The 20966-nt window shown below is 68.4% G+C and carries 10 protein-coding genes; 5 read left to right on the top strand and 5 right to left on the bottom strand.

Annotated features, from left to right (window positions below; translation table 11 throughout):
* The first annotated feature begins 308 nt into the window (after positions 1-308).
* From STSP_RS35930 to STSP_RS35910, 5 genes are all read left to right on the top strand, one after another.
* On the top strand, positions 309-1271 hold the full coding sequence (locus tag STSP_RS35930; RefSeq protein WP_078067785.1) for an SGNH/GDSL hydrolase family protein: 963 nt from the start codon (positions 309-311) through the stop codon (positions 1269-1271).
* A gap of 73 nt (positions 1272-1344) precedes the next feature.
* Entirely contained in the window at positions 1345-2874 is a 1530-nt protein-coding gene (locus STSP_RS35925) for an ABC transporter substrate-binding protein (RefSeq protein WP_067285399.1), read from the top strand.
* A 72-nt stretch (positions 2875-2946) separates the two neighbouring features.
* Positions 2947-3888 carry an ABC transporter permease gene (locus STSP_RS35920; protein ID WP_067285398.1) on the top strand — a complete coding sequence of 314 codons (942 nt, stop codon included), beginning with the start codon at positions 2947-2949 and terminating at the stop codon, positions 3886-3888.
* Positions 3889-3929: 41 nt separating this feature from the next.
* Complete coding sequence (locus STSP_RS35915; protein WP_232789935.1) at positions 3930-5705, top strand: dipeptide/oligopeptide/nickel ABC transporter permease/ATP-binding protein; 1776 nt, start codon at positions 3930-3932, stop codon at positions 5703-5705.
* Entirely contained in the window at positions 5702-6580 is an 879-nt protein-coding gene (locus tag STSP_RS35910) for an ATP-binding cassette domain-containing protein (RefSeq protein ID WP_067285395.1), read from the top strand. The genes STSP_RS35915 and STSP_RS35910 overlap by 4 nt, the downstream gene beginning before the upstream one ends.
* 273 nt (positions 6581-6853) lie before the next feature.
* On the opposite strand, the gene STSP_RS35905 is transcribed toward STSP_RS35910, so the two are convergent.
* From STSP_RS35905 to STSP_RS35885, 5 genes are read right to left on the bottom strand one after another with little or no spacing between them, the layout of a single operon-like run.
* Positions 6854-8104, bottom strand: coding sequence for an MFS transporter (locus tag STSP_RS35905; protein ID WP_067285393.1), 1251 nt, complete (start codon positions 8102-8104; stop codon positions 6854-6856).
* On the bottom strand, positions 8101-9120 hold the full coding sequence (locus STSP_RS35900) for a methyltransferase (RefSeq protein ID WP_067285391.1): 1020 nt from the start codon (positions 9118-9120) through the stop codon (positions 8101-8103). Before STSP_RS35900 ends, STSP_RS35905 begins: the two co-directional genes overlap by 4 nt.
* The gene (gene hppD / locus STSP_RS35895) at positions 9117-10157 is read right to left on the bottom strand and encodes a 4-hydroxyphenylpyruvate dioxygenase (RefSeq protein ID WP_157902987.1); all 1041 of its coding nucleotides are present in this window, start codon (positions 10155-10157) and stop codon (positions 9117-9119) included. Before hppD ends, STSP_RS35900 begins: the two co-directional genes overlap by 4 nt.
* A 5-nt stretch (positions 10158-10162) precedes the next feature.
* On the bottom strand, positions 10163-13822 hold the full coding sequence (locus STSP_RS35890) for a beta-ketoacyl synthase N-terminal-like domain-containing protein (RefSeq protein ID WP_067285390.1): 3660 nt from the start codon (positions 13820-13822) through the stop codon (positions 10163-10165).
* On the bottom strand, positions 13819-20928 hold the full coding sequence (locus STSP_RS35885; protein ID WP_067285388.1) for a condensation domain-containing protein: 7110 nt from the start codon (positions 20926-20928) through the stop codon (positions 13819-13821). Before STSP_RS35885 ends, STSP_RS35890 begins: the two co-directional genes overlap by 4 nt.
* Positions 20929-20966: the final 38 nt, after the last annotated feature.

Genomic DNA, 20966 nt, shown 5'->3' with positions numbered 1-20966 from the left:
CCGGCCCAGGGGTCCGAACCGTGCGCTGTGGACTGCCCCCTGACGATGCGTGGGGCCGGGAAGGCGCGGGCGGGCTGCGTCGGCGATCGCGCGATTCAAAAACCGTAAAATGTTCGGTTTTCACTGTCAAGGAGACCTGTCCTCCCGTCACCACGAGGCAGTGCCAGCCCATTTACCCCTGCGCAATCTCTTGACGCCCAGAAACCGATCAATTTACGGTTTTCGCGCTCGAGCCGCGTCGCTCCGGGACAGCGCCCGTGTCCCGTGGCCGCATCCCTCTCCATTCCTTGAGGAAGTGAGGAACGGTCATGTCTCCGTCCAGCCAGCCGCCCACCCTGCCCGAGGGAGCCCGGGCGTCCCGTGCAGCGGCCCCGAGCAGTTCCGGTGCCCCCCGCCGGGCGGTACGCGCCGGGATCGCGGCCACGGCGGCCGTCGCTGTACTGGCCGGCACGGCCACGGCCGCCTCCGCGAGACCCGCGACCAAGCACCCCGCCAAGCGCCCCGCCGAAGAGGTGCGTTATGTCGCGCTCGGCGACTCCTTCAGCTCCGGTCCCGGTATCCCCGAGCAGTCCGACTCGATCTGCGGGCGCTCGTCGAACAACTACCCTGCCCTGGTGGCCCGCGCGGTCGGCGTGACCTCGTTCACCGACGTGACCTGTGCGGGAGCCGACACCAGCCACATGACCAACCGTCAGGGGTCGGCTCCGCCCCAGCTCGACGCCCTGCGCCCCGACACGACCCTGGTCACCCTGGGCATCGGCGGCAACGACCTCGACCTGACCGGTGTGCTCACGCGCTGCGTGCTCCTGGGTTACGTGGCACCGCACGGCTCGCCCTGCAAGCAGAGCTTCACCCTGCTCGGCAGGGACGAGGTCGACTCCCGTATCAACGCCACGGCTCCGGAGATCGAAGCGGTCCTCAAGGAGATCCACGCCCGCTCCCCGCAGGCGAAGGTCCTCCTGGTGGGGTACCCGGTGCTCTTCCCCGACGACGGTACGGCGTGCCGGGAGACGGTCTCGCTCGCGACAGGCGACTTCCCCTGGATCCGGGACAAGGAGAAGTACCTCAACACGATGCTCGCGCAGCAGGCCAACGTCTACGACGCCACCTACGTCGACGCCTACGGGCCCTCGATCGGGCACGACGTGTGCAAGCCCGCGGGCGTGCGCTGGATCGAGCCCGAGGACACCGCGGAAGCGGCCGGGTTCCACCCCAACGCGGCCGGGCACCGCAGTATGGCCGGTGCGGTTCTCGCGTCCCTCACCCGCTGACGCCGGCCTCCAGGCTCCCCGCCCATCTCGCCTGGGACGACTCTTCCCCGGCCCTTCCGACGGAGCGAACCTCATGAGCAGAACCACCCGAACCGGGGCCATCGCCGCCTGCGTGGCGGCGTCCCTCACCCTCGCGGGATGCGCCGGCTCCGACGCCGGAAGCGCCGGCTCGTCGACGCTGAACATCGCGACGATGACCTTCCCCCAGAGCCTCGACCCCGCGCAGGCGGTCGGCAGTGGCCTGCCGTTCTTCCAGGCCACCTACGACACACTCGTCAAACGGGAGCCGGACGGCAGCTTCAGTCCGATGCTCGCCACCGCGTGGCAGTACAACGGCGACCGCACCGAACTCAGCCTCACCCTGCGCAAGGACGTGAAGTTCGCCGACGGCACCGCCTTCGACGCGGCAGCGGTCAAGGCGAACATGGAGCGCTTCAAGAAGGGCGGCGGCGCCGACGCGAAGTGGCTGACCGACCTGGAGTCGGTGAAGGTGGTCGACGCCACGCAGGTGACGCTGAAGCTCAAGCGGGCCAACCCCGCCATGCTGTTCTACCTGAGCGACGCGGCCGGTCTGATGGCGAACCCGGCGAAGTTCGAGAAGGCCGACAGCCTCAAGACGACCCCCGACGGCACCGGCCCCTACCGCCTCGTCAAGGCGAAGACGACGATCGGCACCAAGTGGGTCTACAAGCGCAACGCCGACTACTGGGGCGAGCGGCTTCCGTACGAGAACCTCACGATCAGCTTCTTCGACAACGAGACGGCGATCGTCAACGGGCTCAAGACCGGGCAGGTGAACGCGGCCCTCCTGCAGGCCGCCGACCAGCAGGTCAGCATCGAATCCGACCCCAAGGTGAAGACGACGAAGCAGGAGTTCGACTTCCAGGGGCTGCTGCTCTTCGACCGCGCGGGGCAGCTGACCCCGGCTCTCAAGGACACCCGCGTCCGGCAGGCGCTCAACCACGCGATCGACCGCACGACCATGCTCGGCGCCATCCGCCAGAACCGCGGCCAGGTCACCAGCCAGGTCTTCGGGCCCGACACCCAGGGCTACGACAAGCGGTTCGACTCGTACTACTCCTACGATCCGGCCAAGGCGAGGGCACTGCTGAAGGAGGCGGGTTACGCCAAGGGCTTCACGCTGAAGCTCCCGCGCGTCTCCGCGATCGTCAACGACGCCCTCGCCGAGTCGCTGGCCACCGACTTCAAGGCCGTGGGCGTCAAGCTGGCCTGGGACGAGCTCGATGGCGGCTCGGCGATCCAGAAGGTGTTCACCGACCGCGCGTACTCCGGCATGGTCATGAACATCGGCCAGTCCGCGTCCGACTGGGTCGTCGTCAACGAGCTGGTCACACCCGGCGCCTTCAACATGTTCGGCACCACCGACCGCACCGTGCAGAAGCTGATCCCCACGATCCAGACCGGCACGGGCGAGCAGGCGAAGCAGGCGGCGCGCGCCCTCAACGAACATCTCGTCAAGGAGGGTTGGTTCGCGCCCTTCTACCGCATGACGTACCTGCACGTCTCGGACGGCACGGTGAAGATCACCCCGCAGTCCGGCATGGCCGTCCCGTCGATCTACAACTACGCCCCCGTCAAGTGAGGTCGCGCCGGGGGACGGGCGGCGGGAGCTCCCGGCCCGTCCCCCGGCGGCCGGTCACGGATACCGAGTGCCATGCTGAACTTCATCGCCCGCAGGATCGCAGCCGGGGCCCTGCTCCTGGTCGTCATCTCGTTCCTCTCCTACCTGCTGCTGTCGATACCCGATGTGGACGTCGGCCGGCAGCTCCTCGGCCAGAGCGCCGACCAGGCGGCCGTCGACGCCAAGAACGCCTCCCTCGGCCTGGACCGGCCGGTCCTCGAGCAGTACACCGACTGGCTGATGCACGCCGTCCGCGGTGACCTCGGCACCTCCTGGTTCACCAGCGAGGACGTCGGCGACGCCGTCGCCGGCCGGCTGCCGGTCACCGCGAGCCTGATGCTCGGCGTCACCCTGGTCACCACCGCCGTGTCGTTCCTCCTCGGCGTCTGGGCGGCAGTCCGGCGCGGCGCCGTCGACCGCTTCGTGCAGATCCTCGGCGTCGTGGGCTACGCGCTCCCCGGTTTCCTCGTCACCCTGGTCATCGTGCTCGTCTTCGCGGTCAACCTGAACTGGTTCCCGGCCATCGGATACACCGCGTTCACGGAATCACCCGCCGGCTGGCTGTCCACCGTCACACTGCCGGTCCTGTCCCTGTCGGTGGCGTCCGTGGCCGGCGTCTCCCAGCAGGTACGCGGCGCCGTGATCGACGTGCTGCGCCAGGACTACGTCCGCACCCTGCGCGCGCGCGGCCTGCCCGCCTCCCGGATCGTGCTCAGGCACGTCCTGCGCAACGCATCGGCGCCCGCGCTCTCGGTCCTCGGCATGCAGTTCGTGGGCCTGCTCGGCGGCGCCGTGCTCGTGGAGCAGATCTTCGGCCTCCCCGGCATCGGCAGCATGACCGTCACCTACACGGCCCGCGGCGACATCCCCGTGATCATGGCGCTCGTCATGCTCACCGTGGCCGGCGTCGTGCTGATCAATCTCCTGGTCGACATCATGATCGGCTGGCTGAACCCGAAGGCGAGGGTCGCGTGAGCGAGAACCTCCCGGCCGACACGCCGACTGCGGCCCGTGCGCTGGTCCCAGCCGCGTTCGGGACGTCGACCGCCCGCCGCGGCGGCGTGGTCCGGCGGCTCCTGCGCAATCCCCTCGGCGCGCTCTCTGCCGCCGTACTGCTGCTGATCGTCGTCGCCGTGGTCCTGGCGCCCCTGCTCGCGCCGCAGGACCCCGGGGCCTCCTCGCTCCGCGACGCCTTCGCCGGCCCCAGCGGCGCGCACCCGATGGGGATGGACTCCGCGGGCCGGGACATCCTCTCCCGCATCCTCCACGGCGGCCGCAACACCCTCGGCGGAGCGCTGATCGCCCTCGGAATCGCTCTCGCCCTCGGTGTGCCCTCGGGCCTGTACGCGGGCTACTACGGCGGCCGGTTCGACTCCGCCGCCACCTGGGCCGTCAATCTCGTCATGTCCCTGCCCGCCATGGTCGTGCTCCTCGCCTCGCGCGCCATCCTCGGCCCCAACGTCTGGGTCCTCATGATCGTGCTCGGTGTGCTCGCGGCGCCGAGTTTCTTCCGCCTCGTGCGCGGCATCGTCGCAGGCGTCCGCAAAGAGCTCTACGTCGACGCCGCGAAGGTGTCAGGGCTCTCCGACACCCGCATCGTCGCCCGGCACATCCTGATCGTGGTGCGCGGTCCCGTCATCATCCAGGTGGCCCTCGTCGCCGGCATCGCCATCGGGCTGCAGGCCGGTCTGGAATTCCTCGGCGTCGGCAGCGGATCGGCCCCGACCTGGGGCGCCATGCTCAACGAGGCGTTCCAGAACATCCAGCGCGCGCCCTTGCCGATGCTGTGGCCGGGCCTCGCTCTCGGGCTGACCAACGGCGCCCTCGTCCTGCTCGCCGGAGCCCTGCGCGACGGGCTGGAGGACCGCACCGGTCACGCCGCCAAGCCCCACCGGGCCCGGGACCGCGCCGCCGCGGTCCCGTCCGCCGCCGCGGACTCCCCCGCCGGACAACGCGCCGGACTGCTCTCGGTGCGCGGCCTCACCGTCGCCTACGCACAGCCCGACGGCAGCGACAAGGAAGTCGTGCACGGCGTCGACATCGACGTACGCGCCGGTGAAATCGTCGGCCTGGTCGGCGAGTCCGGCTCCGGGAAGACGCAGACCGCCTTCTCCGTCCTCGGCATCCTGCCCGAAGGAGGGCGGGTCAGCGGTGGCAGCATCACCATCAAGGGACAGGAAGTGGTCGGCCTGCCCGAACGCGCCCACCGGGCGCTGCGGGGCGGCACCGTCGCCTATGTCCCGCAGGAACCCATGAGCAACCTCGACCCCTCCTTCACCATCGGCAGCCAGCTCATGGAGCCCATGCGCCACGCCCTCGGCATCTCCCGCAAGGAGGCGGCCCGCCGCGCCGTCGATCTGCTGCGCCTGGTGGAGATCCCCGACCCCGAGCGTGTCGTCGGCCTGTACCCCCACGAGATCTCCGGCGGCATGGCCCAGCGCGTCCTCATCGCCGGCGCCATGTCCGGCGACCCCGAACTCCTCATCGCCGACGAGCCCACCACCGCCCTCGACGTACGCGTCCAGGCGGAGATCCTCGAGCTGCTGCGCCGTCTGCAGAAGGACCGCGGCCTCGGCGTGCTCCTCGTCACCCACAACCTCGGCGTCGTCGCAGACCTCTGCGACCGCGTCGCCGTGATGAACTCCGGCCGGATCGTGGAGACCGGCACCACTGAGCAGGTCCTCCACGCCCCCCAGGACCCCTACACCAGGACCCTGCTCGACGCCGTCCTCGACGAGGCCCCGGCGCGCGCCCCCTGGGAGCCCCGAGAGGCGAGGAGCACCACCGCATGACCGTCACCGAAGCCACCGCCCCCGCGGACGCTCTGCTCTCCGTACAGGATCTGCGGGTCTCCTTCCCCAGCAAGGGCTGGCGCGCCCCGCGCACCGAGGTCCTCAAGGGCGTCTCGTTCGACGTCCGGCCGGGCGAAACCCTCGGTCTGGTCGGCGAATCCGGCTCCGGCAAGACCACCATCGGCCGTGCGGTCCTCGGCCTCGTCCCCGTCCGATCGGGCACCATCACCTTCGCCGGAGAGCGCATCGACCAGGCGAGCTCCGCCCACCGCCGCAGGCTGGGCCGCGACCTCCAGGTCGTCTTCCAGGACCCCTACACCTCTCTGAACCCCTCCCGCACCATCGGGGACACCCTCGCCGAACCCCTGCTCGGCCACGGCGCCAGCGTCAGAGAGGCACGCGGCCGGGTCGGCGACCTGCTCGCCCGCGTCCACCTTCCCGCCGACGCCGCGGCCCGGCTGCCCCACGAATTCTCCGGTGGCCAGCGTCAACGCGTCGCCATCGCCCGCGCACTGGCCCTGCGCCCCCGGCTGGTCATCTGCGACGAACCCGTTTCCGCTCTCGACCTCACCACCCAGCGGACCGTTCTCGACCTCCTCCTGGAGATCCAGGAGGAGACCGATGTCGCCTACCTCTTCGTCACGCACGACTTGTCGGTCGTGCGCTTCGTGAGCCACCGGGTGGCGGTGATCCGCCACGGGCAGATCGTCGAAACAGGAGACGCCCGCATCGTCACCACCGAACCGCAGCACGCCTACACCCGAGCTCTGATGCTCTCCGCCCCGGTGGCGGACGTCACCGAGCAGCGCCGCCGCAGGCAGGCCGCGCAACGCCTTGCCGAGCAGACCGTTCAGCCGGCGGCCGACGACGGCTGACGGCGGCGAGGACGGCCGGGATGACCGTCTTCAGGTCGCGGCCGGCCGCTCGCTGAGTGTCGAGGGTCGGGTCCGGGAGATCTCAGAAGTCATCCGCTGACCGATCAACGGGCTTGCCCGGCGCGGACCGCGTCGGCGCCGGATCCTGCCGGTGATCTTCCTCAAGGCTGTCGCCAACATCACGGGCCGCGGCAGGCTCCGCTGCGTCGTCGAGCACCTTCTCGCGCGCACCACTTCAAACGCCTCGTCTGGACAAGCCTGCGCAGGACCGAGTCACGAAGTCTGAATGCCGAGCTCAGTCGCTTGCTCCTTGGGCGAGGCAGGGTCGGCCAGTCGTGGCACTCCGGGGACCGCGAGCGGGACCAATGTGGTGAGGACTCCGAACAGTCCGGCCCCCACCAGGACGGGTTTCGCGCCGATCATGTTCGCTAGTGCTCCGGACACGGCGTAGCCGACTGGCTGGAGCCCGAAGCTGCCTACCTGGTCGATGCTGAATACCACTCCGAGACGGTCCGGTGGGATGTCGCGCTGCAGCGCCGTGTACCAGTACACGCCGAAGAGCATGAAGCCGATGCCGATCAAGAGGTATCCGGTGAAGATGATTCCGACGGGCGCCGTGGCGGCAAGGGCCAGCAGCACGAGGGGATAGGGCATCACGCCGACCAGGGACACCAGACCTGGCCTGCGGGGCGTCCACTTGGTCGCCAGCAGGCCGCCGACCACTTCTCCGACCGCCATGCACGACATGGCCAGGCCGTAGGTGGAAGGGCCGTAGTCGTCGGCGGCGACGATCGGCAGCAGGATGAAGCCCGGCGCGATGGTCAGGGGAGCCTGCACCGTGGCGATGGCGATGATCGCGACCACCCAAGGGCGCTGGCGCACCTCCGCCATCCCTTCCTTCAGATCGGCCAGCAAGCGACGAGGGCCCGTCTCGTCCCGGGGCAGTCGCTGCTCCCTGATCACTGCCAGCGCCGCGATGACCATCAGGAAGGTCATCGCGTCTATGACGAAGACGACCGACGCGCTTGTCAGGGTGAGAAGGAGACCCGCCACAGCTGGTCCGGCGATGCCGGCACCGCGATTGGCTATGCCTTTGAGCGCGTTGGCCTGCTGGAGGTGCTCGGCGGGCAACAGCACTGGCAGCAACGAACCCGCCGCGGGTCTCACCGCCGAGGAGAACACCCCGCTCAGCGTTGCCAGGACGACGAGGGTGCTCACCGAGTGCGGGTTCGTGGCGTGGCCGAGCACCACCAACAGCTCGCCCGTATGGGCCACGATCAGAACATGTTTCTTCTTGTATCTGTTGATCAGTGCGCCGACCGGCAGCCCGAGAAGTGAGACCACGATCCCCTGCGCTCCCATCAACAGGCCGAGGATCGCGGGCCCGTGCGGCTCAGCCACCAGGCCGACGAGCGCGATGGGAAACATCGCGCTGCCGAACTGGCTGACGGCATCCCCGGCCAGCAGCAGCCGGAAATCGCGGTGATTCAGGGCGCCCGCTCCCTTGCCATTCACCAGGCTCATTCCGCTCTGGTGCAATCCAGCAACGCTCCTCGTGTGACCGGGTCCTCGCGTGTGACGACGAGTTTCCAGCCGGCCTCGGAGAACAGGTTCTCGAATTCGGACCGGCGGCGCTCACGGCCTCCGACCAGGACAAGCATCCACACGTCGGCGAGGAGTCCCGGGTGCGGTTCGTGGGGGGACTCGGGTAGTACGTATTCGCCGATGACCAGCCGGTCGCATGCGGAGCGTTGCCGTAGCCCGGCCAGCAGTTCACATACCTGATGGTCGGGAAGGTTGTGCAAGACATTGACCAGCAGAGCGCAGTCGGCGGGAGGCATGGGATCCGCCATGTAGTCGAGGGCGGCGAACTCGACCCGGTCGCGTACGCCGGGCTGCCACTCGCGCTCACGGGCCTGAGCGATCCCGGCCGCGCGGTCGATCAATGTGCCCGTCTTGCCGGGGTGGCCGGCGAGAACCGTCTCAAGGTGGTGGCCGACGCCGCCGCCGATGTCCAGGATCCGCCGGCTGCGTCCCCAGTCATGGGAGCGCAGCACGGCGCTGAACGTGCGCCCCGAACGGCTCCGGCAGGCGCGTCGGAAGGTGTTCGCCCAGTCGTCATTGCGGTCCAGTGCCTGGTAGAAGCCACCCTGTTCCGCCATCGCCGGCCGCCCCGTGCGGACCACGTGCTCGATATCGCCGAACGCCAGGTACTCGGCCTGGAGCTGGACCTCGTCGGCCAGTTGGCCGCCATTGGTACACAGCAACAGGCTGGTGGGCGTGTTGCGATACCGGGTCCCGGACGTGCGCTCGAAGATCCCCGCTGCCGCCAGTGCCCGCAGGATCCGGTCAAGGGAGTCGGCATCGACCTCCAGCCGGTCGGCGATTTCCGCTGCCTCGTGGTCCTCGCCGCGGCCCAGGAGGTCGGGCACTCCTAGCCGGGTGACGGCATACAGCATGCGGGAGAGCGAGATGTCGTGCAGCTGGGTCAGCCAGAGGACGTCCGCGTGGGAGGGCGCCCCGTCGGTGGACGCCGTCACCGGCCTCGCCGCCGCTGTTCGTCCTCGACCGCCTGGAAGAGGGCTTTGATGTTGCCGGCTCCGAATCCGGAGCTCTGCCTCCTCCGCTCGATCAACTCGAAGAAAAGCGTGGGGCGTTCGAAGACCGGTGCCGTGAAGATCTGCAGCAGCTCTCCCTTCTCGTCCCTGTCGGCGAGGATCGAACGGCTCCGCAGCCGGTCGACCTCGGCCCGCAGGGCGGGAACTCGGCTCGACAAGGTGCTGTAGTAGCGGTCCGGTACGGGCAGAAACCGCACTCCGTTGCCGGTCCAGTCGTCCACACTGGCGACTATGTCCCTGGTCCCGAAGGCGATGTGCTGTATGCCGGGCCCCGCGTTGTGGCGGAGGAATTCGCTGATCTGGTCGTCTCCCTCGGCTGCTCCTGGCTCGACAAGAGTGAAGGTCACGCCGGAATCCGGCTCACGGACCACCGTGCTGCGCATACTGGACCGCCCCGTGTCGGTCGTCTCCTTCATGAGGACTTCGAACGACAGCACCTCGACGTAGAAGTCGGTCCATTCGTCGAGCTTCCCGTACGGCACGGCGAGCGCCAGGTGGTCCACATGTCCGTGGCGTTCTTCCGTGGCGCCCGGCGGCGTCTCCTCTAACGGCGGGCTCTCGACGAAGGTGTGCTCGTACGCCCCGAAGACGCTGATGGAATGACGGGCCTCGCCGCTGTCGCCGGGCTCGGCGCCATGAGCAAGCGCCTTCTTCCAGGCGCGGTCGGCGTCGTGGACGAGGAAGGCTATGTCGCGCACGCGGGTTCCATGCTCCGCCACGAACGCGTCCGCGTGGGCGCCAGGTTCTTGGGCGCCGCTGACCAGGAGCACCGCCTCACCTCGGCGGAGGACGTAGGTCACCTCACCTCGGCGGGCGCTGTCGCTCTCGCCCGCGGGAGTGAAGCCGTATCGTTGCGTGAGGATCGCCACGGCCTGGGCGGCATCCGCGGCCACGAGGTCGAGGTAACCCAGTCCCCGGATCGAGTCGTGTCCTGTCGTGGCGCTTGTCTGCACCGTCACGTTCGTCAGCCTTCCCCTGAGTCCGATGTGCCTGAACGAGAGCTCTGTCGCATGGACAGACGGCTTGTGATGAGGGACGTCTGTCCATCGATCGTGAGATGTTCGAACAGGTCGTCCAGGGAGAACTCGATGTCGAGGCGCTCCTCCAGCAGAGTGAGGAAGCGCAGCATGCTGAACGAGTCAGCGCCTTCATCGAACAAGTTGGCGGCAGAGTCGGCCACCTCGAACCCGAGGATCTCTTCCCACAGTTGACGCACCAGCGACTCCACCGTCCGCTCGCCGAGAACCGGGGCCGGCCGGGCGGAGCCGTCCGTGTGGGGCTGTGGCGTCAGCGGGTCGTCCGCGGTGTCCAGCAGGATTGTCCCGGTCCTCCGATAGGAGCCGAGGATCAGCCGCAGCCCGTCGGCCGCGGTGATGCCTGTGGGGATGCCTTTGGCCATGCCGAGATCGCGCCAGGTCGGCCAGGCTACGGTGAGGACGGAGGGGTCCCCCGCCCGCTGGGCCATGGGCACCATGTTGAGATAGGCGTTGGCCGCCGTGTAATCCGCTGCTCCTGCGTGCGGTTTGACTGACGTCAAGGACGAGAACAGTACGAGCCAGCTGCCGTCGCCAAAGCTGTCGAGCAGCCGGAACGTGCCGTCGCGCTTGGCGCCTAGGACTTCGTCCGACACGGCTGGATCCCACTGGTCCAGCCGCTGTCCTGTGGCAGTGCCCGCCGCGTGCAGGACGATGTCGACACTCTGCAGGACCTGTTGGCACGCGTCCCGAAGGGCCCGCACCTCCGCCGCGTCGCAGACATCGGTCTTCCGCAGCCACAGCCTGGTGTCGTGGCTGTTTCCCGGGTCGGCCGCGTCCAGGAGCCGACTGCGGCATCCGCCGATGCTCACGCCGTCCTCGGGGAGTTTCCGCCCGGTGAGGACGACAGCATCGTTCGGGCGCGTGGTCAGGATCTCCTCCGCCAGCGCCCTGCCCACCCCGCCGAGACCACCGGTGATGAGCCACCGCAGGCGGGCGGGCGGCCGTGACGGAGGGGTGGGGTCCTCAACGTACTCGGGGATCAGCCGAGTACCCGACCGCCGGGCCACCAACGGCCGGGCCAGGGGCACTTCGTCCCGCACCGCCTCGGCCACAGCCGAGGCGTCGGCCGTGCGCGGCAGGTCGAGCATGGTCACCGCCGACCCCCTCGCCTCCCGGGGCAGTGTGAGCAGTGGACCAAGCGCCAGTGAACGCGCGGGCAAGGGACGGTCGGCCTCGGTTGCCGCGAACCCGTCGGCCATGACGTAGACGAAGCGCACCGGGCGGCCGACGGAGGCCGTACCAAGCAGTCGGCACAGCCGGACGTATTCGGAGTGCTCGTCGGTCGTAGTCACCAGCGCAGTCAGATCGATCACGGTTGACGGATCGCCGGCGTCCGCGCCGGGCAGATCCTCAAGTGTTTCGAGTCGGTCGCTGGTGCCCGTTCCGTTCGGGAAGAGCGGCCTGACCGCACGCTCCACGGCGTCGCGGATGGCCCCTGCCGGGCCCACCACCGCGCAGCTGCCGCCGAGCGTCGCGGGAGGTTCCTGGGTCTTCGGCGCGACCGTCCACTGGATCGTGTGCGGACGCCCGGTTGCCGTCGACGTGGCCGCCTCGCTGGTGCGGGATCCGGTGAGCGGCCAGTGCCGGAGCCGGTCGAAGGGGTACGTGGGCAGCACGGTCTTCTGGCGGGGCCGTGTGTGCAGCTGCCGCCAGTCGACGTCGTGGCCGGCTGCCCACGCATCAGCGATCGAAGCGAGCACCCGCTCGGCCGGTCTTCTCCCGTCGAGCGAGTCAGGGCTGGCCGCGGTCACCTCGGCCCTCCTGGCCGCATCGGCGAGGTCAGCCAGTTCAAGGCTCCCTGTCACGGCGCTCAAGAGCAACCGCGCTTCCGCCGAGCCGGCCGTCGGATCGATTCCGAGCCGGTGCAGAAGGTGGGCCCAGGCGTATCCGAAGGCCCAGTCCTCGGGCAGTCCGGCTTCCGTGCAAGCCATGTCGTAGGGCGCTCGTAGCCCGTCAAGCGCGGCGACCGCTTCCTGAACGTCCCACCCGTCGGTCATGGCCGGATGCCACTCGAAGGCGAGCTGCGCGGGCGGGACGTCGTTGGCGCCCCGCGGTTCCTCCGCGAGGTCGGCGAGTGCGGTGACGGCGGCCTGAGGGGTGTTCGCGATCACATAGCGGCGGCGGGGGAGTTGGCGCCGCCCGGTCTGGAGAACGTAGCCGACGTCGTCGAGGCAGACCCCGTCACTGTTCCGGCCGAGGTGGTCCGCCAGTCGTCGGCACTGTTCGCGCAGGGACCAGTCGCTCATGGCCGATACCGGCAACAGCACAGGGCCACCGCTTGTGCGCTCGAACGGCAAAGTATCGGGAGGACTGCTCACCACGACATGTGCGTTGGTGCCGCCGAACCCGAGTGAGGACACACCTCCTCGTATGGGTGTGTTCTCCGGGAGCCGTACGGTCTTGGGGCTCACCTCGATGGCGGTGGAGGCGGCGAGGGCGTCGCACGGGGAGTCGAAGTTGGCCTGCGGCGGGATAGTGCGCCGCGAGGCGACAAGCGCGGCCTTGATCAGACCCACGACGCCCGCGGCCGCGTCCAAGTGGCCCAGATTGGCCTTGATGGACCCGATGCGGCACGCCTCGCCGCGTGCGTCGGCGCCGAAGACGCGTTCCAGCGCTCTGATCTCGACGGGATCACCGATGGCGGTCCCGGTTCCGTGTGCCTCGACGAATGCGATGTCGCCCGGGGTCAGACCGGCCACACGCAGGGCGTCTCGGATCACCGAGGCGTGACCGTGCACGCTGGGGGCGGTGAAGCCGGCCTTCTGGTGTCCGTCGTTGTTGACCGCGCTGCCCAGGATGACCGCTATGACCTCGTCCCGGTCGGCAATTGCGTCCGAGAGCCGCTTCAGGACCACCGCGGCGGCCCCGTCGCCCCGTGCCGATCCGGACGCCTGGCTGTCGAACGGCCGGCAGCGGCCGTCAGCCGAGCCGATGCCTCCCTGCTGGTAGAGGTATCCGCGCTCGGCCAGGAGGTCGAGGGCGCTGCCGCCGGCCACCGCGATCCGGCACTCCCCCGAGAGCAGCGCCCGGCAGGCCAGATGGACGCTGACCAGGGAAGCGGAACAGGCGGATTGTGCGGACAGGCTCGGTCCTCGCAGGTCCAAGGCATACGACAGCCTGGTGGCGAGGAAGTCTGCGTCGTTGAGCAGCCAGACGGTCGGATCGTCCGCGGCTGTCTCATACCCCAGTTCTCGCAGCAGGAGTGTCGTGTACATGTTCATTCCGGCGCTCGCGAAGACCCCGATGGGCCCGTCGTCCGGGTGCCCAGCACAGCCCGCGCGTTCCAGGGCTTCCCAAGCCACTTCCGCGAACAAGCGGTGCTGAGGATCCATCAGGGCGGCTTCACGGTCGGTCAGCCCGAACAGCTTGGCGTCGAACTCCTTGTACGTGGTTCCGACTCCGTGGGTGCCGAGAACGTAGTCGGGCCGATGCACCTTGGTGGCGTCGGCGCCCGCCGCGATGGCCGCCTCGGGTGTGACGACGGTCAGCTCATCCCGGCCGGCCAGCAGGTTCTCCCACAGTTCCTCTGGGGTGTCGGCGCCGGGCACTCGGCAGGCCATTGCGACAATGGCGATCTTCTCCGTCACACGTCAGCCCTCCTGGATTCGTGGTTCCGCATCGAGTTCGACTCGCTCTCCAGCGCCTCGACCAGAGCGCGCACGGTGGGGAACTCGAAGAAATGCGTGATGGGGAAAGCCAGCCCCAGCTCCGCGGTGAGCCTTTGACGCGCCTCGACGAGCAGGATGGACCGGGCGCCGATGTCGAAGAAGTTCGCGTCCGGGTGCACATCCGGCACGCCCAGCAGATCCGCAAGCACCTTGCGTACTTTCGACTCGCGCGAGTCCTCGGTGGCGTCAGGCTCCTGGGGTGCCGCCTCTTCTGCCTGGGGGAGCATGATGCGGGGCCCGGTCAGTTCCGCGGCAGAGGCCCCCGGCTCCGTCGCCAGTCTGCCCAGGTTCTCCACGAATCGGGTCAGCAGCGTGGCCGCTGCGGGGCGCTCCACCACCGTGCGGTCGAAGACCAGCTCGACTGACACCGTGGGCCCGGAGTCGTCGACCACCAGGGTCATCGGCTGTCCAGTGCGCGTGACCGTCCGTGCGGAGAGAACGCGGATCGCGTCGGGTTCCGCGGAGTGCTCAGGTCTGGCGTAGTTCTGGAAGACGAAGTGGTTGTCGTAGAGGCGGCCGCGCAGTCCCATGTACCGGCGTATCGCTGTCTCACCGACGTACCCGAAGTACTGGCCGTCCGCGACCTCGCACTGGAACTCGCCGAGCCAGTCGGCCACAGAGTGTCCGGGCTCGATACGGCAGAACACCGGCACCGTGGTCACATGCATGCCTACCACCGGGCCGTCCCCGTCGGTCTCGGGTTCGTGGCTCACGCTGGTGCCGACCACCACGTCGTGCCTTCCCGAGGTGGCCATCAGCACCAGAGACCACGCCGCCAGGCAGATCGTGCCCACGGTGATCCCGTGCTCCGCCGCGGCGTGGCGCAGAACGTCGAGGGTCTCCGTGTCGAGGTTGCGTCTGACGACATCCAGCTCGCGCCCGATGGCGCTTGGCAGCGGGCGATCCCCGAACAGGAGGAGTGAACGTGCCCCCTTGCCGGCCTGGGAGGCCCAGTGTCTTTCGGCCGCGGTGTCGTGACGGGCCCGCCGCGGCACGTGCTGTGCGGACGGGAGCCGTCGCGGCTCCCGGGCCGGGGCTGTGGGCGCCGTGCCGGTCTGTTCCAGAACGGCCGCGAGCAGCGCCCATGATCCGGCGCCGTCCAGAACCGCGTGGTGATGTGTCCAGACCAGGCTGGCCAGTTCGGCTGAGCGAAGAAAGAGACCCCAGCGCACTGCCGGCGGACGACTCAGGTCGAAGCCTGCCTCCAGATCCTCGTTGGCGTAGCTGTCGATTCGGCGCAACTGCTCACGTGTGGGCAGACCGGTGAGGTCCTCGATGTGCACGTGGGAAGGAACCCGGGGCTCCACTCGGCGACGCGGCTCTGCGCTGTCCAGGTGAAAACTGGAGCGCAGCAGTTCATGGCGCTGCGTCTCCGCCTCGACCGCCGACCGGAAGCGCTCCGGATCGATACGTCCGCCGAGGGTGATCACCGTGTGCTCCACCCCGACCAGGGAATCGGGCCGTGCCGCGGTGTGGAGCACCATGGCTGCCTGGGTCGGCGTGACCTCCAGGTCTTCCACCGAGTGCTCGTCGCTGACCAGGCGGGTCACTGCGGACACCAGCAGACGCCCGAATTCCCTCGCCTCCGCATCGGATACGCGGCTGCTGTCGACGGCGTAGCGGATTGCCAGCTCCTCGGTCCAGGGATTGCCCTCCACTACCAGGTCGAGGGCGTAGGCGGACACGTTGGTCTCAGCAACGTCTTCGCCCAGCAGCTCCGAGGCCACGTCGGCAGCGGCCACGGTGAAGTGGCCGTAGCCCTCTTGCGACCGCCTGCCGAGGTACGTGAAACAGACTTCCGCGGGACTGGGCGGCAGCGGTTCCTCGCTCAGGAAGCGGTGTGTGAGGAAGCGGGTGCCGACGGACGCCAGGTCTCGCAAGGTGTGTTGCACGTCCTCGGCGGTCGACCGTTCGCCGAGCAGCACGGGATGGGTCGCGGCCAGCCAGCCGAGCACGTTGGAGGCGTTGTCGTCGAGCGCGTCGCGGCCGTGGCCCTCTCGGTCGACTATCACCGCGGGGACCGATTTCCAGCGTGTCAGGGCCTGACCCACGGCGGCGAGCAGCAAAGCCTCGGCACCGTCCGCACGGCCGGCGCGACCGGGACGTACGCGGGGTACGGTTTCGGTGAACCATCTCAGACGCCCGTCGCCGCCCGCCGGCTTCGCGAACAGTGGGTGCGCCGGTGAGGCCAGTAGACGACGCCACATCTCATGTTCCTGGGGCGCCTCGCGTACGGCGGCACGGAGCCCTTCCACCCATTGCCGCACGGTAGGGCCGGGCGGCTCAGCGGTGTGCGGGCGGTGCAGCCAGGCGTCGAGCCTGTCGAGCAACATGTTCCAGGAAACCGCGTCGACGATCAGATGATGGGCGAACAACGCGACTCGTTCCCGGCCGGTCGCATCGTGTCCCGTGACTACCCGGAACACGGTGGGATCCTGATCCGAGATCTCTTGACGTGCGGCTGCCACAGCGCGTTGCCACGCCTCGTCCCCCTCGTCCGCGTTGATCACGCGTGGTTCCGGAGCACCGTGCGCTCCCAGGACCGCCTTGAGGCCCTCGCACAGACGCACCGTGTCGCATCCGGCCGCCGGGACGAGCAGCCTTGCCTGCTGGTAGTGCGCAGGGTCGGGAAAGTCCTGCTCGCGGAACCATTGAGCCATCGGTGTCAAGGCCCAGTCAGCCGGGTTCCTTTCCCCCCGGTCCGGTTCGGGCCTGCTGGACGGTTCGGGGTCCGTACCGTGGGGAACGGCGTGTTCCGAGGCGCTCAGGGCGTCCCGGAGCGCGCCGAGCGTCTGGTTGCGGAAGAGCAGGGCAGGGCCGATGGAGTACCCGAGTGCCCCGAGTCGGGCAACCAGTCGAAGAGCGAGAATCGAGTCGCCGCCGCAGGCGAAGAAGTTGTCAGTGTGCCGGGCGTAAGACTGCCCGAGCACGGCACACCATGCCTCCCCCACTGGATCGTTCGGTTGCCTGTGCCCAGAATCGTCGGACCGGAGTGTGACGGCGCCTCGCGCCGCTAGTTCCGCGAGTGGACGGCGCGCCAGTTGGCCGTCGGAGGATCGGGGAAACCGTTCGAGCACCATAGAGGAGGTCGGCACCGACTCGGTGGTCAGTACCGCTGCTGCGGCCCCGACCACCTCGTCCAGCAGCGCCGTCAGTGATTCGCGGCGCAATGGGTCGTTCGGACGACGGCTGCCTGCTGCCCAGGCGGTGCGGGGTAAGAAGAACCCTGCCTCCGTCAGGAGCATCCCGCTCGAGGCGCTGCGCGCGTCACGCCGGACAAAGGTCACATCCACCCGGCTGCTGTCTTCGGCATAGGGCAGCAGCACCTGGTATCCGTGCTGTGCGGCGGTCACGTACCACTCACGCCACACGTCAACCTCGTCGACGGGCCCGCCGGATGCCGGCGGAAGAAGCGAGGCGAGCCCCGCCTCGGCATACATACGTGTCAATTCCCCCAGCGCCTTGCCGAGTTGGGGAAGCGGTCGGTTGGGTATGACGACCACGTCGTGTGCCGCGGCAAGGGCACGCTCGAGTCCTGTCACATCCGGAGAGCAGATCGCCGGTGTCCCCGACTGCTCCCAATCGCCGTAGAAGAGCCGTGCGTCGAACCGGTAGCGGTTCAACTCGCCCTCGGGCCAAGGGGGGCGGGCGAACGTCTCCACGCCGACGGGGGCAGACGTCCCTCGGCCGGCGGAAGTAAACCAGCGAGGAGGAATCAGCAGCTCCTCCTCACGGTTGACGAGTGTTTCGATCTCCGCGATCAACTCCACGTCGTCCCGTGGAGTGGTGTCGGCGAGTACCTGCTCTCGGTACAGCGCCCGGACGAGGTCTGGATTGCGCACGTCACCGACATGAACCACGGCTTGTTCGGCGAACAGCGGTGCCAGCGTGCCCAGGAGACTTTCCAGGTACTCAACGGAAGGGAAGTACTGGGCCACCGAGTGGATGACGACCGCGTCGAAGGGACCCTGAACACCCAGGCGCCCCAGTTCGTCGGCGCTGCCGAGGAAGAGCTCCACGTGAGCGAGATCGGGACGCAGCTCCCTGATCGTCCGCTCGACGTGATCGAGGGCCGACTTGGACACGTCGATCCCCACGTAGCGCTCGCAGTCGGCCGCCAGCTGGAGCAGGAGCATTCCGGTGCCGCAGCCGATCTCAAGAATCCGTTGGGGCCGGAAGCGCCGGATTCCCGCGGCGGCGTTGTCCGCCCAGCTCCTCATCACACGTGCCGACAGCGGAGTCCGGTGGATCGCACTGGTCCATCCGCTGATGTTGAGCAGCGGGTCACCGTCGGCGTCGTAGTCGTTGACCGCTTCGTCGTCGTGAATTGCCGACCAGTCGAGCACCCGGGCAGCGTCACTGGCTTGTCTGTTCCGCCGGTGCGTGTCAGGCACTTCCAGTACGGCGACGAGCTGACCGTCGGCACGGGGGACGACCAGAGCGTCAGTCACCTGGGCATGCGTGGTCAGTGCCCGCTCGATGCCGTCCGGGTCGACCAGGACACCGCGGCGCTTGAATTTCCGGTCGATCCGCCCGAGCAACTCCACGTCTCCGTCAGGAAGTACCCGTGCCGCGTCTCCTGTATGAAGGACAGAGCCGGTCTGGGATGCCGGCCAGGAGACGGCTGCTCCGCTCAGCACAAGACGTCCCGGTTCGCCGGGTGCGACAGGTTGCTCGTCCTCGTCGAGCACGAGCAACTCGACATGGTCGAGTGGTCGTCCGATGGGCAGCCGTTCCGTTTCGCTCCCGATGGCGAAGTCCGTCAGATCGCGAACGGCCACGGTCACGGTGCCTTCCGAGACGCCATAGGCATGCAGCAGTTGGACGCCGTCGTAGCCGAGGTTTCGCCAGCGAAGCACAGAGGCGGGACGCAGTGGTTCGCTGCCGAGTACTGCCAGACGCAGTGGCAGCGCGGAGCCCGGTGCGACGTCGGCACGCGGACGCAGTTCCTCGGTCATCCGATGCCAGAAGGAGGACGGAAGGTTGGCCACCGTAATGCCGTGGTCGCGGACGAAGGAAAGGAATCCTTCCGGTTCGGCCGCGAGTTCCGCAGGGGCGACCACTACGGTGCCACCGGCGAGCAGCGTGGGCACCACCTCTTCGATGGCCACGTCGAAGCCGGTCGCCGCGAAGTGCAGAACTCGGTCGTCCGGTCCCAGCCTGTACGCACGGCGCACCGCGTCGAGGTAGGCGGCGAAAGCGCGGTAGGAGACGGCTACTTGCTTGGGCGCGCCGGTCGAACCGGAGGTGTGGACGATGTAAGCGGTGTCGTCGGCCGCCTCGCCAGGGTTGCTTCGCCCTGGAGTCGAAGTCAGGGATCTGACCAAGTCCCGCCAGATGTCGGCGTCGCTGCCGACGATCGCGGCGGGGCAGAGCCCTCGGATCACGGAGTCGAGACCTTCGGCGGACATGCGCTCGTCGAGTGGGCAGTAGGCGGCGCCCAGAAGGAAGATCGCGAGCATCCGCACAACCCCGTCGGCCGACCGGGGAGAAGCAACGGCTACGTTCTGGCCGGGTTGGACACCCGCGGCGTTCAGTTCCGCCATGGCTTTGTCGACTTCGGCGAGCAATTCGGCACAGTTCCAAGCCCTGTCGCCTGCGACAAGGGCCGGCCGTGCGGGGTCCTGAGCCAGAGCACGGTGGAGTGCTTCAGGGACGCGTCCCAAGGGGTGTGGCGTGTGGGCGGCCGGGGAGGGTTCCAGAGCTCTGACGCCGTTGTCCGCCGACGGGGTCGCGGAGGTGAACGCCACTTCGCACAGCTCTTGCAGTGCGTCGAGGAACGCCTGCTCGATCGCATGAACAGCCCCGCGATCCAGTGCTTCCGTGGCGTACTCAAAGGTGCATTCGAATCGCTGTCCATCGTCGTAGATATCGAGACTCAGCGTGAATTGGGTAGTCCCTTTGTCCACGTGCCTGAACTCGCATACGGCGCCGGGGAGGATGAGTCGCTGGTCCGCCGCGTTCTGTTGCTGGCAGGTGACATCGAACAGCGGGTTCCGGCGTATGTCCCGCACCGGGCTGATGCGCGAGACGATGCTCGCCAACGGCACCGCCTGGTGATCGAAAGCATCCAGCGCGGCTGACCGCACCGCCTCGACGACGCTGTCCGGGTCAGCGTCCGGCGGAATCACCGTACGTATCGGCAGGGTGTTGGCGAAGAAGCCGACTGCCTGCTCCAGACGCTGGTCCGTTCTGCCGGCGATTGGGCAGCCTATGGTCAGGTCGTGCCGTGACGTACGGCGGCCCAGTGCCATGCGCAAGGCCGACAGCATGATGATGAACGACGAGCACCGCCTCCGGGCGGCCTCACGGCGCACCGATTGCGCGAGCTCTTCCGGGACATGAAAGGTGTGGAGGGCACCGGCCGCTCCGACGAAATGATCCTGTCCAGCCACCGCCGCATTTCCGGGCGCGGGTGTGAGCTGACCGACCCAGTAATCGAGGAGGCCGGCAGGGCCGACGTCCTTGACTGTGTCCAACGGTGAGACTGCCGGCGGGAGCTCAATTGCGGAGGGCGGTCCTTCGGCACCGTACAGGGCGGACAACTCGTCGAAGAGGATACCGACCGACCAGGCGTCGATGACGATGTGGTGAAAAACCAAGATCAATGTGTGGTCCGCGACGCCTCTGCGCATCAGGATCGCGCGGATCAGAGGCGGACGTGCCAGATCGAACACCCGACGCGCGGCATCCTTGGCGACCTCCTGCACCTCAGCGTCCGAGTCGGCATGCACACGCTCGACCGACCAGCCCTGGGGCGCTGCGACCCATTGGACGACTGAGCCCTCGTCGTCGAGACGGAATCCGGTGCGCAGCGCTTCATGTCGATCGACCAGGACGCTGAGGCAGTCGCTCAGACGGTCCCCGTTGAGCGACCCGCGAATGCGAACGCTGATGGCCACGTTATAGAAGGGGTTGTCAGGTGACAGGCTCTGCAGGAGATACAGCTGTGCCTGATTCGGTGTGGCCGGGGCGCATCTGATCCACCCGGGCGCCTCGCTTCCGGATACTGAGTCGGCCGTCATTGTTCCCGTCCCTCCGAATCGTCAAAAGCCTTTGCAGA

This window comes from Streptomyces jeddahensis, assembly GCF_001642995.1.
In the GTDB taxonomy this organism is placed as follows: Bacteria; Actinomycetota; Actinomycetes; order Streptomycetales; family Streptomycetaceae; genus Streptomyces; species Streptomyces jeddahensis.
This window is presented reverse-complemented; position numbering and strand designations above follow the sequence as displayed.